This window comes from Mobilicoccus sp., from assembly GCF_032060985.1.
Classification (GTDB): Bacteria; Actinomycetota; Actinomycetes; order Actinomycetales; family Dermatophilaceae; genus Mobilicoccus.
Window position 1 is genome coordinate 98,307 of record NZ_DAMBGD010000001.1, and the last position, 18,546, is coordinate 116,852.

Consider the following 18,546-nt stretch of genomic DNA (forward strand, 5'->3'; position numbering starts at 1 on the left):
GTGAGCGAGGGCGCGGACGCGGAGGGCCGGCTGGCGGCGCGCCGGTCGGTGTCGGACAGCGGGCAGACGGGCGGCACGGGGATGAGCGGCACGGAGACGAGCGGCACGGAGACGAGCTTGTCGGCGGAGAGGCGCGCGGAGGCCGGCCGTGAGCTCGACGACCTCGCCGGTGGGTGGGGTGTCCCGGCTGCGGTGCAGTTCGCGGCGGATCGGCTGCCCGGGTCGACGACGGCCGACGTGGCGTACGACTTCTCGATCGCCGTCGATCTCCTCCTGGGGGATCTCGCCACCGTCGTCGACGCCGAGGGGGAGTCGTGACACGTCGCGCCAAGGATCTGTCGGAGTCGGCCCGCGCGGCCGTGTCGGTGACGGCCTCGACGCTCTGGCGGCCGTTCGTCCACCCGTGGATGCTCGTCGACGGTGACACGCTTCGGCACACGGTCCGTCAGCTCGACGACCACCTCCCCCGGGTCGAGGCCGTGCTCGGCCGGGTCGGTGTCGACGCCGAGGCCGCCGAGCGGCTGCTCACGGCGATCGTCACCGTCCGCGCCGCCGTCCTCGGGCTCTCCATCGCGCTGGACGATCAGGGCACGCGGTTACGACGCCTCCTGCGCACCCGTCCCACCGCACTGCGTGAGATCCGCGCCTGCACCGACGTCCTCGCCCACGCCGATGCCCGCTGCCGCGACACGATCACCGAGGCGACCCGCGCCCTTCCCGCGCTCTCCGACCTGCTCGCCGGCACGGCGTGGGCGGCGGAGCCGGTCCTGGGAACGACCAGCGGCCCGCCCGCGCCCGGGACGTCGGGCGCGAGCCTCCGTGCGGCGCTCGCCGACGCGGCGCCGGAGCAGCTCGCCCGGCTCCTCGCGCGGGACCCCGATCTCCTCGCCGCGCTCACCGACCCGGCCGACTCCACCGAGCCCCCGTGGCTCGTCGGGGTCCGGGCGTCGTCCCGAACGCAGCACGGCGACACGTCGGTCCTCGAGGTCGCCCGCGTCCGCGAGCTGTGTGCCTCGGCGGGCGAACAGGAGGTGCGCCGGAGCGCGCTGCTCCACCCACGGGTCGTCGGGTCTCTCGACGGCGCCCCCCTCTCGGCCCGGATGGAGGCCAACCGGTGGGTCATGCGGGCCGACCTTCGACGCATGCGGGCCCGTGACGTCGGGTTCGCCGACGAGATCGCCGACGAACGTCGGCGCGACGCGTCGTCGCCGTGGCGCAGTGTGCAGGGGTCGGTGCTCGACGCCTGGCTCGGCAACGAGGCCGTCACCGCGATCGCGACGGTCGACGCCGACCGGGCCACCGCACTGCGCGCCGAGCACCGGGCCCTCGTCCAGCTCACCCAGCGTCTCCTCCACGACCGCGTCGACCAGGGTCGCGGTCGTCGCGCTCACCGGCAGGTCGTGGAGTTCCACCCCGACGGACGCGTCGTCGAGCTGTGGGGGGCGATCGACGAGAAGACGGCGCAGGTCGCCGTCTACGTCGGCGGTACGGGCACGACCGTCCGGCAGTTCGGGTGGCCGACGAACATCGTCCGGTCGCTCTTCGCCGCCGACCCGAGCGGTCGCACCGCCGTGGTCACGTGGATGGGGGCCGCCTTCCCGTCCGCGATCGGAACCCAGGCGCCGCTCGGTCGTTTCGCTCGGGCGGCCGCCGCACCGCTACGGAACTGCGTCGAGGGGCTGGACGTGCCGAGCGGCGTGCCGATCACCGTCATCGGACACTCCTACGGCGGCACGATCGTCGGCGCCGCCGAAGCGCTCGGCCTGCGCGTCGACCGGGTCGTCCACGCCGGGGTGCCGGGGATCGGGCCGGGCATCCGGTCGGTGGCCGACTACCCCGATCGTGATGCCCTCGGTCGCGCCCGGCACGTCACCCGCTACGCGCTCACCGCGCCGGGCGACCTCATCCGGTTGTGGCGCAAGGGAGACACGGCGCTGGCCTCGGCCGCCTCGCTGCCGTTCGCCCCCGCCCGCACCGCCGGCGAATGGGTGGGGGAGCGGATCCTCGGCGCCGACCCGATGACCCTCCCTGGCATCATCGACCTCGACACGGGGGTCTGGGAGACCGATCGGGAGGACCGACGCACAGGCGACGTCCTCCTCGGTCCGCGTGGTCATGCCGACTGCGTCGAGCCGGGAACGACGTCGTTCCGCCGCATCGTCGCGATCGTCCAGGGCCGCGACCCCCGCGAGATCACCCCGCCCGCGGGGCTCATGCCGTCCCGTCGGCGGTCGGGGCGTGCGAGGTCCTGACCGCGCGACCTCGGTGCCCTTCCCGGAGCCGCCGAGAGGGCAGGGCTGACACGACCGCAGGCTCGGGGGTACTCACGACGGGGGTGGGCACGCCGGCGACCACGGAACTTGTTGCGCAGGAGCACGTCGAACACCGGAGGGGCCGGGAGCGACGAGACCCGAGGTCGTGCCTACCCCGTCGTCGTGCGGGTCTCGGTGAGCACGGCCCACGTCCACGTCGGGTCCGGGTCCTCGCCCACGCGCCCGTCGATCGCCTCTCTGAGGAGATCGGCGTGGCCGGTGTGCCGGCCGTACTCCTCGAGCATGTCGTGGACGTGGCGTCGGGCGTGGGGACGCAGACCGCCGAACCTCATCGCGGCCGGGGCGTCGAGGCCGCCGTCCTCGACGAGGGAGCGGTAGCGCTCCCGCGCGCGGCGCACCGCGTCGTCGTAGACCGCGTAGAGGTCGTCGGCGGTGACGTCGTCGGCGAGGTCGAACATCCACGCCTCGGGGTCGGCGCCCTCCGGCATCGAGGCCGGCGCGTCGGATCGTTCGCCCGCGATGCGCCCCGCGAAGATGTCGTCCTCGACGACCGCGAGGTGTCGCAGGAGCCCGCCGAGCGACAGGCGGGAGGAGGGGAGACGTCGTCGCAGCTGGTCGATGGTGAGCCCGTCGGCCTTCCACCGGAACGTCGCCCGCAGGCGGTCCAACGAGGCGCCGAGATGCTCGGCGTCCGTGCCGGTGATGGGAGGCTCCCACGGCGGGAGGTCGAGCAGATGCGGACGTTCCGCCGCCTCCACGAGCGCCGCGGCGAGGGCGTCGGGGACGGAGAACATCGGCCAGTGGCCCGAGTCGACGTCGATCTCGTCGACGTGTCGGGCGCGGGCGAGTTCGGGCACGTCGCCCGCCGCGACCCACGCCCGCGCGTCGGCCGCGGAGAACTCGGGGCACACGAGCGTGACCGGGACGTCGAACCGGCGCGCGCTCTCGTAACGCACGACGCCGCCGGTCACGCCCTCGGCCACGGGGACGCACAGCGACTCGATATGACGTCGGGTCGCCTCGTCGAGGTCGGCGCTGTCGGGGCCCTCGAACGGCTCCCACCCGGGGAACGTCACGACGCCCTCGACCGCCGGGAACACGGGGAAGTACGGCTCGCCGTCATCGCCGGGGAACCCGCCCACGAGCGCGACCCGGGCGACCTTCCCCGGGCGTCGATCTGCGGCGAGCCACGCGAGGGTGGCGGCGGCCGAGTGTCCGACGACGAGCACCGGCCCGTCCGCGGCGTCGATCGCGGCGACGACGGTGTCGACCTGGTCGTCGAGAGTCGCGGGTGAGCGCTCGGGCCCCTGACCAGGGAGGCTGAGGGCGAGGGGGGTGTGCCCCGCGGCCTCGAGGGCAGGGACGACGGCGTCCCAGGCGCGCCCGTCGAGCCACATTCCGGCGATGAGCAGGATGTCCACGTCGAGTCTCCTCCACTGGGGGATGCACCAACGATAACCAGGCCCCACGCCGACCGTTCGGCGAACGGGGTCGTCCGCGCAGCGTCTCCCGCTCCTGCCGACGCCTAGATTGAGGACGACCCGACCGACGACGTTCGAGGTGAGCAAGCATGGCGAAGAAGCGCAAGGTCATCATCACGTGTGCCCTCACGGGCTCGATCCACACCCCGTCCATGTCGCCGTACCTGCCGGCGAACTCCGACGAGATCGCGCAGGCCGGCCTGGAGGCCGCCGAGGCGGGCGCGGCGATCCTCCACCTGCACGCCCGCACCGAGGACGAGGGCCGTCCGACGCAGGACCCCGACGCGTTCCGGCCCTTCATGGAGAAGCTCCACGCCAACACCGAGGCGGTCCTCAACATCACGACCGGCGGGTCGCCCGCGATGACCGTCGAGGACCGGATGCGGCCCTGCATGACCTTCGAGCCGGAGGTCGCCTCGCTCAACCTGGGGTCGATGAACTTCGGGATGTTCCCGATGCTCGCCCGCTACAGCGAGTTCGAGCACACCTGGGAGAAGGAGTACCTCGAGAACTCGCGCGACCTCGTCTTCAAGAACACGTTCAAGGACATCGAGACCATCCTCACCCAGGGCACGGCCAACGGCACGAGGTTCGAGTTCGAGTGCTACGACATCTCCCACCTCTACACGCTCAAGCACTTCGTGGACCGTGGGCTCGCGACCGGGCCGCTGCTCATCCAGTCGGTGTTCGGCATCCTCGGCGGGATCGGCACCCACCCCGAGGACCTCATGCACATGAAGCGCACGGCCGACCGGCTCTTCGGCGAGGACTACGAGTGGTCCATCCTCGGTGCGGGTCGGCGCCAGGTCCCCCTCGCGACGATGGGCGCGACGATGGGGTCGCACGTGCGCTGCGGCCTCGAGGACAGCCTCTTCACCACCGACGGGTCGCTCGCCGAATCCTCGGCGGTCCAGGTGAGCAAGCTGCGTACGATCGTCGAGGAGCTGGGCTTCGAGATCGCCACCCCCGACGACGCGCGCGAGATCCTTCAGCTCAAGGGGCGCGACAAGATCGCCCTCTGAATCGGGCGCCGACTCACCGGAGAACCCCGGGACGGCAGATGGGATGGCAGGTGAGGTACTGCCAGGGCAGTACCGTGGCGTCGTACCCCTCTGCCGTCTCGGGTGTCCCCGCCACTTCGGGCGGTGCCGGGTCGGCTGGGAGGATGGGGTCATGGTCACCACGGTTCTCGACATCACGACCGGCCGTCGCGAGGTCGTCCTCGACATCACGCGCGAATGCGAGCGGGTGGTGTCGGAGTCCGGCGTGCAGTCCGGGCTCCTCAACGTCTTCGTCCCGCACGCCACCGCGGGCATCGCCGTCATCGAGACCGGCGCCGGCAGCGACGACGACCTCCTCGCCGCCCTCGACGACCTCCTCCCCGCGGACGACCGGTGGCGACACGCCCACGGCACGCGTGGGCACGGCCGCACTCACGTCATGCCCGCGATCGTGCCCCCACACGCGACCCTCCCCATCGTCGACGGGCGTCTTGCCCTCGGCACGTGGCAGAGCGTCTGCTTCGTCGACCTCAACGTCGACAACCCCGAGCGTCAGGTCCGGATCTCCGTCCTCGGCGACTGACGACGTCCCGGCGGCGCCGGGTGCGGTCCTGTCGGTCGGCGCCGCCGGGTGGATGACGCCCCGGCCGTGGATGCCGAGCCCGAGTCGACCGCACGACTCTGCCTCCATCACGATTCCAAGGGGCCCAACGAGCCGACGACTCGCGGCCACCCCGGTGACGCCGCCGCGCCGGGGCGTCCGAGCTCGGCCTTCGGGGTCGAGGCGCGCCACGCGGGGGGTGGGCGTGGCGCAGGGGAGGACGGGTTGTCGGCGGGGCCACCTAGACTGGCGGATATGTCGAGGATCTCCCGTGACCAGGTGGACCATCTCGCGATGCTCGCGCGCATCGACCTCACCGACGCCGAGAGCGAGCAGCTCGCCGGCGACCTGTCGGTGATCCTCGACTCCCTCGCGCAGGTGCGCGAGGTGGCGGCGGACGACGTGCCCGCCATGTCGCATCCTCAGCCCCTCGTCAACGTCATGCGCGCCGACGAGGTGCGTCCCGGCCTCACCGCGCAGGAGGCCCTCGCCGCGGCACCGGCCGTCGAGGACGACCGCTTCGTCGTCCCGCGCATCCTCACCGACGACTGAACGCCCGGGGCGGCGAGCCCCTCACCGCCCCACCCGCGAGGCTTCCGCCTCGCACACCCCGCCCGCCCCACACACCCCGCCCCGATCCCGGCCCGAGTGATGCGCTCACAGCATCACGCACCCGCACAGCGCATCCTCATCACGCACCCGCATCACGCACTCGCGAAGGACACCCCCGTGCCACCCACTCTCGACACCCCCGAGGCCCTGACCCGCGCGAGCGCGGCCGACCTCGCCGCCGCCCTGGCCGACGGCACGGTGACGTCGGTCGACCTCACCCGCGCCCACCTCGACCGCATCGAGTCCACCGGGTCGGCGGTGCACGCCTACCTTGCCGTCGACGCCGAGGGCGCGCTCGCAACCGCGGCCGACGTCGACCGGGCACGCGAGGCGGGGGAGAAGTTGCCCGCGCTGGCCGGGGTGCCGATCGCCGTCAAGGACGTCGCCTGCACGAAGGGCCTCGTCACGACGGCGGGCTCGCGCATCCTCGAGGGGTGGGTCCCTCCCTACGACGCGGGCGTCGTCGAGCGGTTGCGCGAGGCCCGGATGCCGATCCTCGGCAAGACGAACATGGACGAGTTCGCGATGGGCTCCTCCACCGAGCACAGCGCCTACGGCGACACCCACAACCCGTGGGATCTCGACAGGTCGCCGGGCGGCTCCGGTGGCGGGTCGGCCGCGGCGCTCGCGGCGTTCTCCGCGCCCCTGGCGGTGGGATCCGACACGGGCGGCTCGATCCGTCAACCGGCGGCGTTCACCGGCACCGTCGGGTGCAAGCCGACGTACGGCGGGGTGTCCCGCCACGGCGTCATCGCCCTCGCGAGCAGCCTGGACCAGATCGGCCCGTGCGGACGCAGCGTGCTCGACACGGCGCTGCTGCACGAGGTGCTCGCCGGGCACGATCCGCGGGACTCCACGTCGATCGACGCCCCCGTCCCGCCCGTCGTCGAGGCCGCCCGGCGCGCGGACGTCTCGGGGATGACGATCGGCGTCGTCCGCGACCTTCTCGGTGAGGGCCTCTCCGACGGGGTACGGGCCCGGTTCACCGAATCCCTCGACCACCTGCGCGAGGCCGGCGCCGACATCGTCGAGGTCGACTGCCCGAGCTTCGCCCACGCCGTCGCCGCGTACTACCTCATCCTCCCGGCCGAGGCGAGCAGCAACCTCGCCCGCTACGACGCGATGCGGTACGGCGTGCGGGTGGACGCCGGCAGCACCGAGCGCACGATGGCCGCGAGCCGCGCCGCCGGGTTCGGCGCCGAGGTCAAGCGGCGCATTATCCTCGGCACGTACGCCCTGTCGTCCGGGTACTACGACGCCTGGTACGGGCAGGCCCAGAAGGTGCGCACGCTCATCGCCCGCGACTTCGAGGCCGCCTTCACCCGGGCCGACGTCCTCGTGTCGCCGACGGCGCCGACGACGGCGTTCCGGCTCGGCTCCACCCACGACGACCCGCTCGCGATGTACCTCGCCGACATCACGACGATCCCGGCCAACCTCGCGGGGCTGCCGGGACTCTCCCTCCCCAACGGGCTCGCCGACGAGGACGGCCTGCCCAGCGGTTTCCAGGTCTACGCCCCGGCGATGGCCGACGACCGCCTCTACGCCGTCGGCGCGGCCCTCGAGGCCCGCCTGCGGCACGCCTGGGGTGGAGGGCTGCTGGACCGCATCCCGGACCTGCCCCACGGCGGCGACAGCGCAGCGACGACGTCCCACACGCAGATCCCGTGCACGGAGGCCACCCGATGACCGAGCACCTCACCCACGTCGATTCCGACTCCGTCGAGCCGCTCGCCCTGGACGACGCGCTCGCGGCCTACGACCCCGTCCTCGGCCTCGAGGTCCACGTCGAACTGTCGACCGCCTCGAAGATGTTCTGCGGCTGTTCGACGGAGTTCGGCGCGGAACCCAACACGCACGTCTGCCCGGTGTGCCTCGGTCTGCCCGGCGCGCTGCCGGTGGTCAACGCGGCGGCGGTCGACGCGGCGATCCGCATCGGTCTCGCCCTCGGGTGCGAGGTGGCGCCGTACTCGCGGTTCGCCCGCAAGAACTACTTCTACCCGGACATGACGAAGAACTTCCAGACGTCCCAGTACGACGAGCCGATCGTCCACGACGGTCACCTCGACGTCGAGATCCCGTCCGAGGACGGTGAGGGCACCGAGACCTTCCGGGTCGAGATCGAGCGGGCCCACATGGAGGAGGACGCGGGCAAGCTCACCCACGTCGGCGGGTCCACGGGCCGCATCCACGGCGCCGTGCACTCCCTCGTCGACTACAACCGCGCGGGCATCCCGCTCATCGAGATCGTCACCAAGCCCGTCGTCGGGGCGGGGCACCGCGCGCCGGAGATCGCACGCGCGTACGTCGGCGCACTGCGCGAGATCATGCGCGCCCTCGACGTGAGCGACGCGCGCATGGAGCAGGGCTCGCTGCGCTGCGACGTCAACCTCTCGTTGCGTCCCCGCGTCGGCGCCCCCGACAGCCCTGAGCAGCTCGCCGTGCCTCTCGGCACGCGCACGGAGACGAAGAACGTCAACTCCCTGCGCAGCGTCGAGGGTGCGGTCGTCGCCGAGATCCGTCGGCACGCCGCGGTGCTCGCCGCGGGCGGGTCGATCCTGCAGGAGACCCGGCACTGGCACGAGGACACGGGCGAGACGACCTCGGGGCGGCCGAAGTCCGACGCCGACGACTACCGCTACTTCCCCGAGCCCGACCTCGTCCCGGTGGCTCCGAGTCGCGAACGGATCGAGCAGCTGCGCGCGACGCTGCCGGAGCCGCCCGCGGCGCGGCGCCGCCGGCTGCAGGGGGAGTGGGGGTACTCCGACCTCGAGATGCGCGACGTCCTCGGGTCCGGGGCCCTCGACCTCATCGCGGCGAGCGTCGAGGCCGGCGCCACGCCCGCTGCGGCGCGCAAGTGGTGGCTGGGCGAGGTGGCCCGCCGGGCCAAGGCCGACGGGCGCGAGCTCTCCGACCTCGACGTCGACCCCGCACACATCGCCGAACTGGACGCCCTCGTCGCGAGCGGTCGCCTCACCGACGCGATGGCCCGCCAGGTGCTCGACGGGGTCCTCGAGGGGGAGGGCACGCCGACGCAGGTCGCCGACGCCCGAGGTCTCGCGATCGTCTCGGACGACGGTGCTCTCCAGGAGGCGGTCGACACCGTCATCGCCCGCAACGAGGCCATCGCCGAGAAGGTCCGTGGCGGCAAGGTGCAGGCGGCCGGGGCGCTCATCGGACAGGTGATGAAGGAGATGAAGGGCCAGGCCGACGCGGCGAAGGTGCGGCAGCTCATCCTCGCCACGCTCGGGGTCGACGGCTGACGGTCTCCCGCGAGCGCGGCCCCTCGTTGCATGCTGGGACCATGGACAACGCAGGATTCGATTCCGGTGCACGCCTCCTCGTCCTCATGCGGCACGGGGAGGCCGAGCCGCACTCCGCGGGCGGGGACGAGGACCGCGAACTCACCGAGGGTGGGGTCGAGGACGCCCGCGACGTGGGGGCCTGGCTCGCGTCGCAGGGGGTCGAGCTCGACCTCGCGATCGTGAGCACCGCCGTCCGCACCCGCCAGACCTGGGAGGCCATGCAGGAGGGTGGGCTCGAGGGCGAGGACGTGCAGTACGACGAGGCCATCTACAACGGCACCGTCGACGATCTCGCCGAGGTCGTGCGCACCGCGTCCGACGACGTCACCCATCTGCTCGTCATCGCCCACGCCCCGGCCGTCGAGGACCTCGCGACGTGCGCCGAGGTGCGGTGCGACCTGCCGGACGTGTGGGAGCCCGCGACGATCGGCGTCATGGCCCACCCCGGCTCCTGGGCGCAGTTCCCTGCCGACGACACGGTCCTCCTCGTGTGCCGGCCCGGCGGCTCCGAGGGCCTCGACGCCGACGCCTGAGCAACGCCCGTTCGGCCGGTCGACCGCGCCTGCACCGGTCGGTCCGGGGCCCCCGCGCCCCCGCTCCGAGCGCCCCCACCCGACCCCCGGCGCGCCCAGGACCACGCGATCGCGCCGGATGCGTCCCAGGCCACGTCGGCGCGCGTCGTCCGAATCCGTCGCCGCGCCAGCGTGGTTGAAAAACGGGACGTGACGCGCGTCCAAAATGCTCGTCCTCATTGTCTAAGAGCACCCCCTTCCCCGGCCGATGACGGAGGGAGCCGCCCGTTCTGCCAGACGGGCGGCCCGTCTCCACGGATGGATGCGGTTCAGGGATGGAAGAGGGGCGCAGGATGCGTGAACACCGGTGGGTCGTGGTCGTGGGTGTCGTCGCCGTGCTGGGGGGGCTGGCCTCCCCGGCGGTGTACGCGTTCAGCGGCGAGTCCGACGGTGCCGAGGTGAACGTCGAGGGCGTCGTCGAGCGGCTGTCCGACGTGACGTCCGGCTCCGACGTCGCGGTCCGCCTGCCGAGCGGCGACCGTGTGCCCCTCACCGACGGCGGCGTGACCGAGTCCGGTGAACGGGTTCGGGTGACCGTGCCCGTGCCCGAGGACGTCGTCGACGACATCCGCGCCGGTCGCCCGGTCGACGGCGCCGAGGAGCACACCGTGACCCGCTCCGAGCTGCGCGCCTCCACCCTGCGGCCCGCGCCCAGCGATTCGCCGCTGTCCCATGCCGTCGCGGACCACATCGCCGAGGAGGGCACCCCGGTCGCCTCACGCGAGACCGTCGTCCTCGCCCACGCCGAGGTCGCCGCGGGTGCCGCGGCTTCGGCGGTGCACACGGTGACCGTCGCCATCGTCCGGCCCAAGGGCGTGTCCGGCACCGTCGCGACCGCCGCCCAGGTCGCGGCGCAGGTCAAGGGAGCCGACACGTACTGGCGCGAGCAGAGCGGCGGCAAGGTCGCGCTCCAGCTCGGGACGGTCTCCAAGCCCTATGCGTCCGCGTACACGTGCCGGGACTCCGCCTTCGCCGTGTGGACCGAGGCCGCCCGCGCGACCGGCTTCCGCGAAGGCCCTGACAAGCACCTCGTCGTCGTCCTCCCCCGCACCGCCGTCGACGCCGGTTGCAGCTACGGCCTGGCCTCGATGGGGCACGATCTCTCGAGCGGCGGTGTCGCCTACGTGTCGGACACGGCCTGGCCCGTCCTCGCCCACGAGTTCGGTCACAACCTCGGGCTCGCCCATGCCAAGGGCCTGCGTTGCCGCTCGACCTCCGATGCCGACCTCGCCCGCCTGCCCGGTGGGTGCCGGGTCGACGAGTACGGAGACCCCTTCGACGTGATGTCGGCGTCGTCGCAGGGCAACGCCGGGTCTCTGTCGATGCCGCAGGCCGTCCGCGTCGGGTTCGCCGGGACGGGGGACTACGTCGACGTCGCTGCCGGGAGTCGCACCGTGACCCTCCGCCCGGTGTCGGGTCTCTCGGGGGTGAGGGCTGCCCGGGTCCGGGACCCGCGCTCTGGCGCGGTGTACTGGGTCGAGTACCGCGACCGCGGTGGGCGCGACGCGGGGTTGTACATGCCGATGACCGCCGGGGTGCGGGTCCTGCGCGAGGAGGCCGCGACGACCGAGCAGTGGCCGGGCACCGTCGCGCTCGACGCCTCGCCGACCGGTTCCGGCAGCGACGCCGACTGGTCGCTGCCGGCCGGGTCGACCTTCGCCTCCTACGGGGGAGGGGTCGGGTTCTCGGTGGGCGCCGTCGGTCGCGGTGCCGCGACGGTCACCGTGAACGTCGCCGCGAGCGGCCGGGCCGTGGCCGGCACCCCGGGCAAGGTGACCCGCCGATCCGCGGCCGCGGTCGGGCGACCGTCCCCGCGCCCGACCGCGACGACGGTGAGGGTGGCGACCCCGTCCCTGTCCGTCGCGAGGAACGGTCGCGTGACGTGGAGGTCGCCCGGCAGGGCGGTGCGCTACGACGCTCGGATCCGCCGGGTCGTCGGTCGTTCGACCGGCAAGGAGCAGGTCTGGTACTCGAAGACGGGACGCACCTCCGCGCTGCTGAAGGGCACCCGGGGCACCACGGTGCAGATCCGCGTCCGCGCCACCGCCGGTGGCACCTCCAGCACCTGGTCACGCTGGCAGGCCGTGACGTTCCGCTGAGCCGCACGCCCCGGCGTCCCCGGCGTTCGCATCCTGAGATGTGGGTCTCATATCTTTGACGCCGGGGGTCGGCTCCGGCATGGTGGGCGCATGCCCGGTATTCTCGTACTCCCTTAGCGCGTCAGCGATCACTCGCCGACGCGCTCACCCCATCGTCCCCACGGCGGACGGCGGGGTTTTTTCATGACCGGTCCCGGATCGACCGATCCGGGTGGGTCGCCTTACCGGCTCACGACCAGGAGACGGCAGAATCGACCGGGACACGTCCACGTACGACCCTCGTCCCACACGTAGCGAATTCACGAAAGCGGTGACCCACCGTGACCGATCCCCGACCTCCGCGCCCCGCGCCGCCGCCGCGGCCGGCGCGCGGCGACGCCGCCTCCGCTCCCACCTCCTCCCTCCCCGTCCCGGGCCCTCAGGGCACGCCGACGCAGGTCGTCGAGGAGCTCACGGGTGCTCAGAGCCTCGTCCGTTCCCTCGAGGAGGTCGGCGTCGAGGTCGTCTTCGGGATGCCCGGTGGCGCGATCCTCCCCGCCTACGACCCGCTCATGGACTCCGAGAAGGTCCGCCACATCCTCGTGCGGCACGAGCAGGGCGCCGGGCACGCGGCCGAGGGGTACGCCGCGGCCACCGGCAAGGTCGGGGTCTGCATGGCGACCTCCGGCCCCGGAGCGACGAACCTGGTCACGGCCCTCGCCGACGCGCACATGGACTCGGTCCCGATCGTCGCGATCACCGGACAGGTCGGCAGTGGCGCGATCGGCACGGACGCCTTCCAGGAGGCCGACATCCGCGGCATCACGATGCCGATCACCAAGCACAACTACCTCGTCACCGATCCCGAGGACATCCCGCGGGCGATCGCCGAGGCGTTCCACATCGCCGCGACCGGACGCCCCGGCCCGGTGCTCGTCGACATCACCAAGGACGCGCTGCAGGCACGCACCCGGTTCGCCTGGCCGCCCAAGCTCGCGCTGCCCGGCTACCGGCCCGTGACCAAGCCGCACAGCAAGCAGATCCGCGAGGCCGCCAAACTCATGGCCGCCTCCCGGCGCCCAGTGTTCTACCTCGGCGGCGGCATCATCCGCTCCGGCGCCAGCGAGGTGCTCCGCGAGCTCGTCGACCTCACGCAGATCCCGCTCGTCACGACCCTCATGGGTCGCGGTGTCGTGCCCGACACCCACCCGCTGCACCTCGGCATGCCCGGCATGCACGGCTCGGTGTCCGCGGTGACGGCGCTGCAGAAGGCCGACCTGCTCATCGCGCTCGGGGTCCGGTTCGACGACCGCGTCACCGGCAAGCTCGCGACGTTCGCGCCGCTCGCCAAGGTCATCCACGCCGACATCGACCCCGCCGAGATCGGCAAGAACCGGACCGCCGACGTGCCGATCGTCGGGGACGCCGCCCAGGTCGTCACCGATCTCCTGGACGAGCTCCGGAGCACGGGCGTCGAGACCGACTACTCCGCGTGGCGCGAGGAGGCGCAGTCGTGGAAGGAGACCTATCCGATCGGCTACACCGAGCCGGAGTCCGGTCTGCTCTCCCCGCAGTACGTCATCGAGCGCATCGGCGCCCTCTCCGGCCCGGAGGCGATCTACGCCTCCGGGGTCGGTCAGCACCAGATGTGGGCCGCGCAGTTCATCCGCTACGAGCGTCCGCGCGCCTGGCTCAACTCCGGCGGACTCGGCACGATGGGCTACTGCGTGCCGGCCGCCATGGGCGCCAAGGTCGGCGAACCCGACCGCGTCGTGTGGGGCATCGACGGCGACGGTTGCTTCCAGATGACCAACCAGGAGCTCGCGACCTGCGTCATCAACCGCATCCCCATCAAGATCGCCGTCATCAACAACAGCTCGCTCGGCATGGTGCGGCAGTGGCAGACGCTCTTCTACAACGAGCGCTACTCCAACACCGACCTGCACACGAGCCACGGCGCCTCGCGCATCCCCGACTTCGTCAAGCTCGCGGACGCCTACGGCTGCGTCGGCCTCCGCTGCGAGACCAAGGAGGACGTCGACGACACCATCCGCAAGGCGCTGGAGGTCACCGACGGGCCCGTCATCATCGACTTCGTCGTCTGCCGCGACGCGATGGTGTGGCCGATGGTGCCGGCCGGCGTGAGCAACGACGAGATCATGTACGCCCGCGGCATGTCCCCGGTGTGGGACCGCGGCGACGAGGACGAGACCCGCGCCATCGAGGCGATGAACGAGAAGGCTGGAGGCGCCCGATGACCCGCCATGTGCTCTCCGTGCTCGTGCAGAACCAGCCCGGTGTGCTCACCCGCATCGCCGCCCTGTTCTCGAGGCGCGGCTTCAACATCTCCAGCCTCGCCGTCGGCCAGACCGAGGACCCGGCGATCTCGCGGATGACCGTCGTCGCCGACGCGGACGAGCTGCCGGTGGAACAGGTCACCAAGCAGCTCAACAAGCTCGTCGAGGTCATCAAGGTGGTCGAGCTCGAACACTTCGTCGAGCGGCGCATCATCCTCATCAAGGTGCGGACCGACCCCACGACGCGCAGCCACGTGCTCGAGACCGTCGACCTCTTCCGCGCCCGCGTCGTCGACGTCTCGCCCGACAGCGTGACCATCGAGGCCACCGGCAAGGTCGAGAAGCTCGAGGCGCTCCTCGCCCTTCTCGAGCCCTACGGCGTGCGCGAACTCGTCCAGTCCGGCATGGTCGCCATCGGCCGGGGCCCCCGCTCGATCAGTGACCGCAGCTCGCGGCACTGAACCCACCGGGCGCTCGCTCCCACACACCTCCACCGATCCCTCACCAACGAAGGAGCCACTCGTGGCACAGATGTTCTACGACGACGACGCCGATCTCTCGATCATCTCAGGCAAGAAGGTCGCCGTCATCGGTTACGGCAGTCAGGGCCACGCGCACGCCCTCAACCTGCGCGACTCCGGTGTCGACGTCCGCATCGGTCTCGCCGAGGGCAGCAAGAGCCGCGAGAAGGCGGAGTCCGAGGGTCTGCGTGTCCTCTCCGTCGCCGACGCGACGGCCGAGGCCGACGTCGTCGTCATCCTCGTGCCCGATCAGACCGCCCGGACCGTCTACGCGGAGCAGATCCTGCCGCACCTCAAGAAGGACGCGACGCTCCTCTTCGCGCACGGCTTCAACATCCGCTTCGGCTACATCGAGGCCCCGGAGGGCGTCGACGTCGTCATGGTCGCCCCCAAGGGCCCCGGTCACATCGTGCGGCGCGAGTACACCGACGGTCGCGGTGTGCCGGTGCTCCTCGCCGTCGAGAAGGACGACTCCGGCTCGGCCTGGGAGACGGCGAAGTCGTACGCCAAGGCCATCGGCGGCCTGCGCGCGGGCGGCATCGGCACGACGTTCACCGAGGAGACCGAGACCGACCTCTTCGGTGAGCAGTCCGTGCTCTGCGGTGGCGCGAGCCAGCTCGTCATGTACGGCTTCGAGACTCTCGTCGACGCCGGCTACCAGCCCGAGATCGCCTACTTCGAGTGCCTGCACGAGCTCAAGCTCATCGTCGACCTCATGATCGAGGGCGGCATCGCCAAGCAGCGCTGGTCGATCTCCGACACCGCGGAGTACGGCGACTACGTCTCCGGGCCGCGGGTCATCGACCCGCACGTCAAGGAGAACATGAAGGCCGTCCTCGCCGACATCCAGGACGGCACGTTCGCCACCCGGTTCATCGAGGACCAGGACGCGGGCGCGCCCGAGTTCACGGCGCTGCGGGAGAAGGGTGCCCAGCACCCCATCGAGAAGACCGGCCGCGAACTGCGCAAGCTCATGGCGTGGGTCAAGGACTCCGACGCCGACTACACCGAGGGGTCCGCCGCCCGCTGACCGCGGCTCGGACGACCAGACGCCGGGGCCACGCACACCGCGTGGCCCCGGCGTCGTGTGTTCGGACGACCCCCGACGCCCGCCCCCTCAACCGAGACGGCAGAGGGGATGGCAGCGGCGGTACTGCTCCAGCAGTAGCCGACGTGCGATCCCATCTGCCGTCTCGGTGTTCGCGCGTTGTGTCCCCGGGTGCGGAGGTCAGGAGTGCGGCCGGTGTCCGTGTTCTCCGGCCCGTCGGTCAACGTTCGGTCTGAAGTAGGCATGGCGACGGGCATCACATGAGTGCCCGTGCTGCAATTGATCTCGGGCGTGCCGATCGTGAGGGAGACGGCCCCGAACCTGACTCCGAGGAGCACGATGACCTGGCGTGGACGAATGAGCGTGGCCGTGGTGCTCGCCTGCGGGATCTCCGCACCGGCGACGGCGTTCGCGGATCCCGCTCCGGATCCGGGCGGCAGGGTCGTCACGCAGGCCGAGGTCGACGCCGCCGCCAAGGCCGTCGAGGACACCCAGGCCGAGGTCGCCGCCGTGCAGAAGCGGCTCGACGACGCGCGCGAGCAGCAGCAGGCGGCGCAGGACGCCGCCGAGATCGCCGCGGAGAAGGCGAACGGTGCGCGGGCGCTCCTCGCCGAGAAGACGCGAGCCGCCGCCACCGCCCGACAGACCGCCGCCGCCGCGGCCGCCGAGGCCGAAGCCTCTCAGGGCGACGTCGAGCACATGGCCGCCCAGCTCTACATGCGGGGTGGCTCGCTCAGCGAGTTCGCGTGGCTGTTCGCCAAGTCGACCGGCGACATGGCCCGGGCCGAGGCCGACATCACCGCCGCTCAGGACTACCGCCAGGGGCGTCTCGAGGACGCCCGCGACGCCCAGGCGCGCGCGGCCGCGGCTGCGGCTGCTGCGGTGGCCGCCCAGAAGGCCCAGCAGCAGGCCGCCACCCAGGCCGCGACGGCGCTCACGGACGCCCAGGACGCCGCCAAGAAGGCCGCGGACATCTCGACCCAGATCGCCGCGCAGGAGAAGCAGCTCGTCGCCCGCCTCGCCGAACTCCGTCGTACGAGCGTGCAGGTCGAGCAGCGGCGCCAGACCCAGCTGCGTGAGGCCGCCGAGGCCGCCGAGGCCGCCCGCATCCGTGCCCAGGTCGGCGCCGCGGGGAGTGTCGGGTCGTCGTCCTCCGCCACGGGCGTCTCTCCCGCGAACCTCCCGGCGCCGAACTTCAAGGCCGCGGGCACGGCCATCTCCTTCGCCAAGGCCCAGCTCGGCAAGCCCTACCTGTGGGGAGGCACCGGCCCCGGCGCCTTCGACTGCTCCGGTCTCACACTGGGCGCGTGGACGAGCGCCGGTGGGCGTCTGCCGCGTACGGCGCAGTGGCAGTACACCGCGACCGCCCGCGTCGCGATCGCCGACCTCCAGCCCGGCGACCTCGTGTTCTTTGGGCCGAACGACAGTGCGATCCATCACGTCGGTCTCTACGTCGGCAACGGAACGATGATCGAGGCCCCGCACACCGGCGCGGTGATCCGGTACTCCTCGATCTACCGCCGCAGCCTCCTGCCGACCGGGGGTCGGGTGGGCTGAGCCTCGGCGGGGGCTCCCGTCGAGAGGCGGCCCGTCTCAGATCCTGAAGACGGCGTACCGTCTGCCGAGACGACCGTCAGTAGGATGGCGCCATGTCGACCGAGAGCTGCGCCATGCCCACGTCCACGCCCGAACCCGCGTCGGGGCCCCTCGACCTCGCCGTCATCGGCGGGGACGGCATCGGCCCCGAGGTCACGGACGAGGCGCTCAAGGCGCTGCGGGCGGTGCTCGGTGAGGACGGCGTGACGACCACCGACTACGCCCTCGGGGCGCGCGCGTGGCACGAGACCGGTGAGGCCCTGCCCGAGGGCACCCTCGACGATCTGCGGCGCCACGACGCGATCCTCCTCGGCGCGATCGGCGACCCGAGCGTGCCCAGCGGTGTGTTGGAGCGTGGGCTGCTCCTGCGGTTGCGCTTCGAACTCGACCACTACGTCAACCTGCGTCCCTCCCGGCTGTTCCCCGGTGTGCGCAGCCCCCTCGACGTCGAGCGCGTCGCCCCCGACGGCATCGACTTCATCGTCGTCCGCGAAGGCACCGAGGGTCCCTACACGGGCAACGGCGGCGCCCTGCGTGTCGGCACCCCGGCCGAACTCGCCACCGAGGTGAGCGTCAACACCCGGTTCGGCGTCGAACGCCTCGTGCGTGACGCCTTCGCCCGCGCTCAGGCCCGGCCGCGCAGGAGACTCACCCTCGTCCACAAGCACAACGTGCTGTCGTACGCGGGGCACCTGTGGCGCCGGACGGTCGAGGAGGTGGGCGCCGAGTACCCCGAGGTCACGACCGACTACCTGCACATCGACGCGGCGACGATCTTCCTCACCACCGACCCCGGCCGGTTCGACGTCATCGCCACCGACAACCTCTTCGGCGACATCATCACCGACCTCGCCGGGGCCGTCACCGGCGGCATCGGGCTCGCGGCGAGCGCGAACATCAACCCCGATCCCGCCGTGCCGAGCATGTTCGAGCCCGTCCACGGCTCCGCCCCCGACATCGCGGGACAGGGCAAGGCCGACCCGACCGCGGCGATCCTCTCGGCGGCCATGCTGCTCGCGGATTCCGGTCGCCCTGCCGAGGCGGCGCGGATCGAGGAGGCCGTCGCCGCCGACCTCTCCTCCCGCGGCGCCGGTTCCCGATCGACCAGCGAGATCGGGGACGCCATCGCCAGGCGCCTCACCTGAGGCCGATCTCAGCACT

At 72.2% G+C, this 18,546-nt stretch carries 15 protein-coding genes; 14 read left to right on the forward strand and 1 reads right to left on the reverse strand.

Annotated elements, in window-relative coordinates:
- Entirely contained in the window at positions 1–318 is a 318-nt protein-coding gene (locus RT054_RS00390; protein ID WP_313021499.1) for a hypothetical protein, read from the forward strand.
- Positions 315–2,252, forward strand: a complete 1,938-nt coding sequence (locus tag RT054_RS00395; RefSeq protein WP_313021501.1) for an alpha/beta hydrolase — start codon at positions 315–317, stop codon at positions 2,250–2,252. The genes RT054_RS00390 and RT054_RS00395 overlap by 4 nt, the downstream gene beginning before the upstream one ends.
- A gap of 170 nt (positions 2,253–2,422) precedes the next feature.
- On the opposite strand, the gene RT054_RS00400 is transcribed toward RT054_RS00395, so the two are convergent.
- Positions 2,423–3,694, reverse strand: a complete 1,272-nt coding sequence (locus tag RT054_RS00400) for an alpha/beta fold hydrolase (protein ID WP_313021502.1) — start codon at positions 3,692–3,694, stop codon at positions 2,423–2,425.
- A 149-nt stretch (positions 3,695–3,843) separates the two neighbouring features.
- Between RT054_RS00400 and RT054_RS00405 the strand changes: the two genes are divergently transcribed.
- The 12 genes from RT054_RS00405 (at position 3,844) to RT054_RS00460 (ending at position 18,530) form a co-directional block, all read left to right on the forward strand.
- A complete protein-coding gene (locus tag RT054_RS00405; RefSeq protein ID WP_312720399.1) occupies positions 3,844–4,776 on the forward strand; it encodes a 3-keto-5-aminohexanoate cleavage protein in 933 nt (310 codons plus the stop codon).
- Between the two features lie 151 nt (positions 4,777–4,927).
- Positions 4,928–5,338: a secondary thiamine-phosphate synthase enzyme YjbQ gene (locus RT054_RS00410; RefSeq protein ID WP_313021503.1), complete on the forward strand. Its 411-nt coding sequence runs from the start codon at positions 4,928–4,930 to the stop codon at positions 5,336–5,338.
- Between the two features lie 273 nt (positions 5,339–5,611).
- Positions 5,612–5,908 (forward strand): Asp-tRNA(Asn)/Glu-tRNA(Gln) amidotransferase subunit GatC, encoded by a 297-nt coding sequence (gatC, locus tag RT054_RS00415; protein WP_312720396.1) that lies wholly within the window; start codon positions 5,612–5,614, stop codon positions 5,906–5,908.
- A gap of 177 nt (positions 5,909–6,085) precedes the next feature.
- Positions 6,086–7,657, forward strand: coding sequence for an Asp-tRNA(Asn)/Glu-tRNA(Gln) amidotransferase subunit GatA (gene gatA, locus RT054_RS00420; RefSeq protein ID WP_313021504.1), 1,572 nt, complete (start codon positions 6,086–6,088; stop codon positions 7,655–7,657).
- Positions 7,654–9,231: an Asp-tRNA(Asn)/Glu-tRNA(Gln) amidotransferase subunit GatB gene (gene gatB, locus RT054_RS00425; RefSeq protein WP_312720392.1), complete on the forward strand. Its 1,578-nt coding sequence runs from the start codon at positions 7,654–7,656 to the stop codon at positions 9,229–9,231. Before gatA ends, gatB begins: the two co-directional genes overlap by 4 nt.
- Positions 9,232–9,272: 41 nt before the next feature.
- A complete protein-coding gene (locus tag RT054_RS00430; protein ID WP_313021505.1) occupies positions 9,273–9,806 on the forward strand; it encodes a histidine phosphatase family protein in 534 nt (177 codons plus the stop codon).
- Positions 9,807–10,138: 332 nt separating this feature from the next.
- Positions 10,139–11,944: a reprolysin-like metallopeptidase gene (locus RT054_RS00435; RefSeq protein WP_313021507.1), complete on the forward strand. Its 1,806-nt coding sequence runs from the start codon at positions 10,139–10,141 to the stop codon at positions 11,942–11,944.
- Between the two features lie 320 nt (positions 11,945–12,264).
- The gene (locus tag RT054_RS00440) at positions 12,265–14,181 is read left to right on the forward strand and encodes an acetolactate synthase large subunit (protein WP_312720385.1); all 1,917 of its coding nucleotides are present in this window, start codon (positions 12,265–12,267) and stop codon (positions 14,179–14,181) included.
- Positions 14,178–14,681, forward strand: a complete 504-nt coding sequence (ilvN, locus tag RT054_RS00445) for an acetolactate synthase small subunit (RefSeq protein WP_313021510.1) — start codon at positions 14,178–14,180, stop codon at positions 14,679–14,681. The genes RT054_RS00440 and ilvN overlap by 4 nt, the downstream gene beginning before the upstream one ends.
- 61 nt (positions 14,682–14,742) lie before the next feature.
- A complete protein-coding gene (ilvC, locus tag RT054_RS00450; RefSeq protein ID WP_313021512.1) occupies positions 14,743–15,771 on the forward strand; it encodes a ketol-acid reductoisomerase in 1,029 nt (342 codons plus the stop codon).
- Positions 15,772–16,146: 375 nt separating this feature from the next.
- The gene (locus RT054_RS00455) at positions 16,147–17,346 is read left to right on the forward strand and encodes a C40 family peptidase (protein WP_313021515.1); all 1,200 of its coding nucleotides are present in this window, start codon (positions 16,147–16,149) and stop codon (positions 17,344–17,346) included.
- 113 nt (positions 17,347–17,459) lie between these two features.
- Entirely contained in the window at positions 17,460–18,530 is a 1,071-nt protein-coding gene (locus RT054_RS00460; RefSeq protein ID WP_313021814.1) for a 3-isopropylmalate dehydrogenase, read from the forward strand.
- Positions 18,531–18,546: the final 16 nt, after the last annotated feature.

Coding starts and splice junctions, on each gene's coding strand:
- RT054_RS00405 (WP_312720399.1), top strand. CDS start 3,844: ATGGCGAAGAAGCGCAAGGTCATCATCACGTGTGCCCTCACGGGCTCG.
- RT054_RS00410 (WP_313021503.1), top strand. CDS start 4,928: ATGGTCACCACGGTTCTCGACATCACGACCGGCCGTCGCGAGGTCGTC.
- gatC (WP_312720396.1), top strand. CDS start 5,612: ATGTCGAGGATCTCCCGTGACCAGGTGGACCATCTCGCGATGCTCGCG.
- gatB (WP_312720392.1), top strand. CDS start 7,654: ATGACCGAGCACCTCACCCACGTCGATTCCGACTCCGTCGAGCCGCTC.
- RT054_RS00430 (WP_313021505.1), top strand. CDS start 9,273: ATGGACAACGCAGGATTCGATTCCGGTGCACGCCTCCTCGTCCTCATG.
- RT054_RS00435 (WP_313021507.1), top strand. CDS start 10,139: ATGCGTGAACACCGGTGGGTCGTGGTCGTGGGTGTCGTCGCCGTGCTG.
- ilvN (WP_313021510.1), top strand. CDS start 14,178: ATGACCCGCCATGTGCTCTCCGTGCTCGTGCAGAACCAGCCCGGTGTG.
- RT054_RS00455 (WP_313021515.1), top strand. CDS start 16,147: ATGAGCGTGGCCGTGGTGCTCGCCTGCGGGATCTCCGCACCGGCGACG.
- RT054_RS00460 (WP_313021814.1), top strand. CDS start 17,460: ATGCCCACGTCCACGCCCGAACCCGCGTCGGGGCCCCTCGACCTCGCC.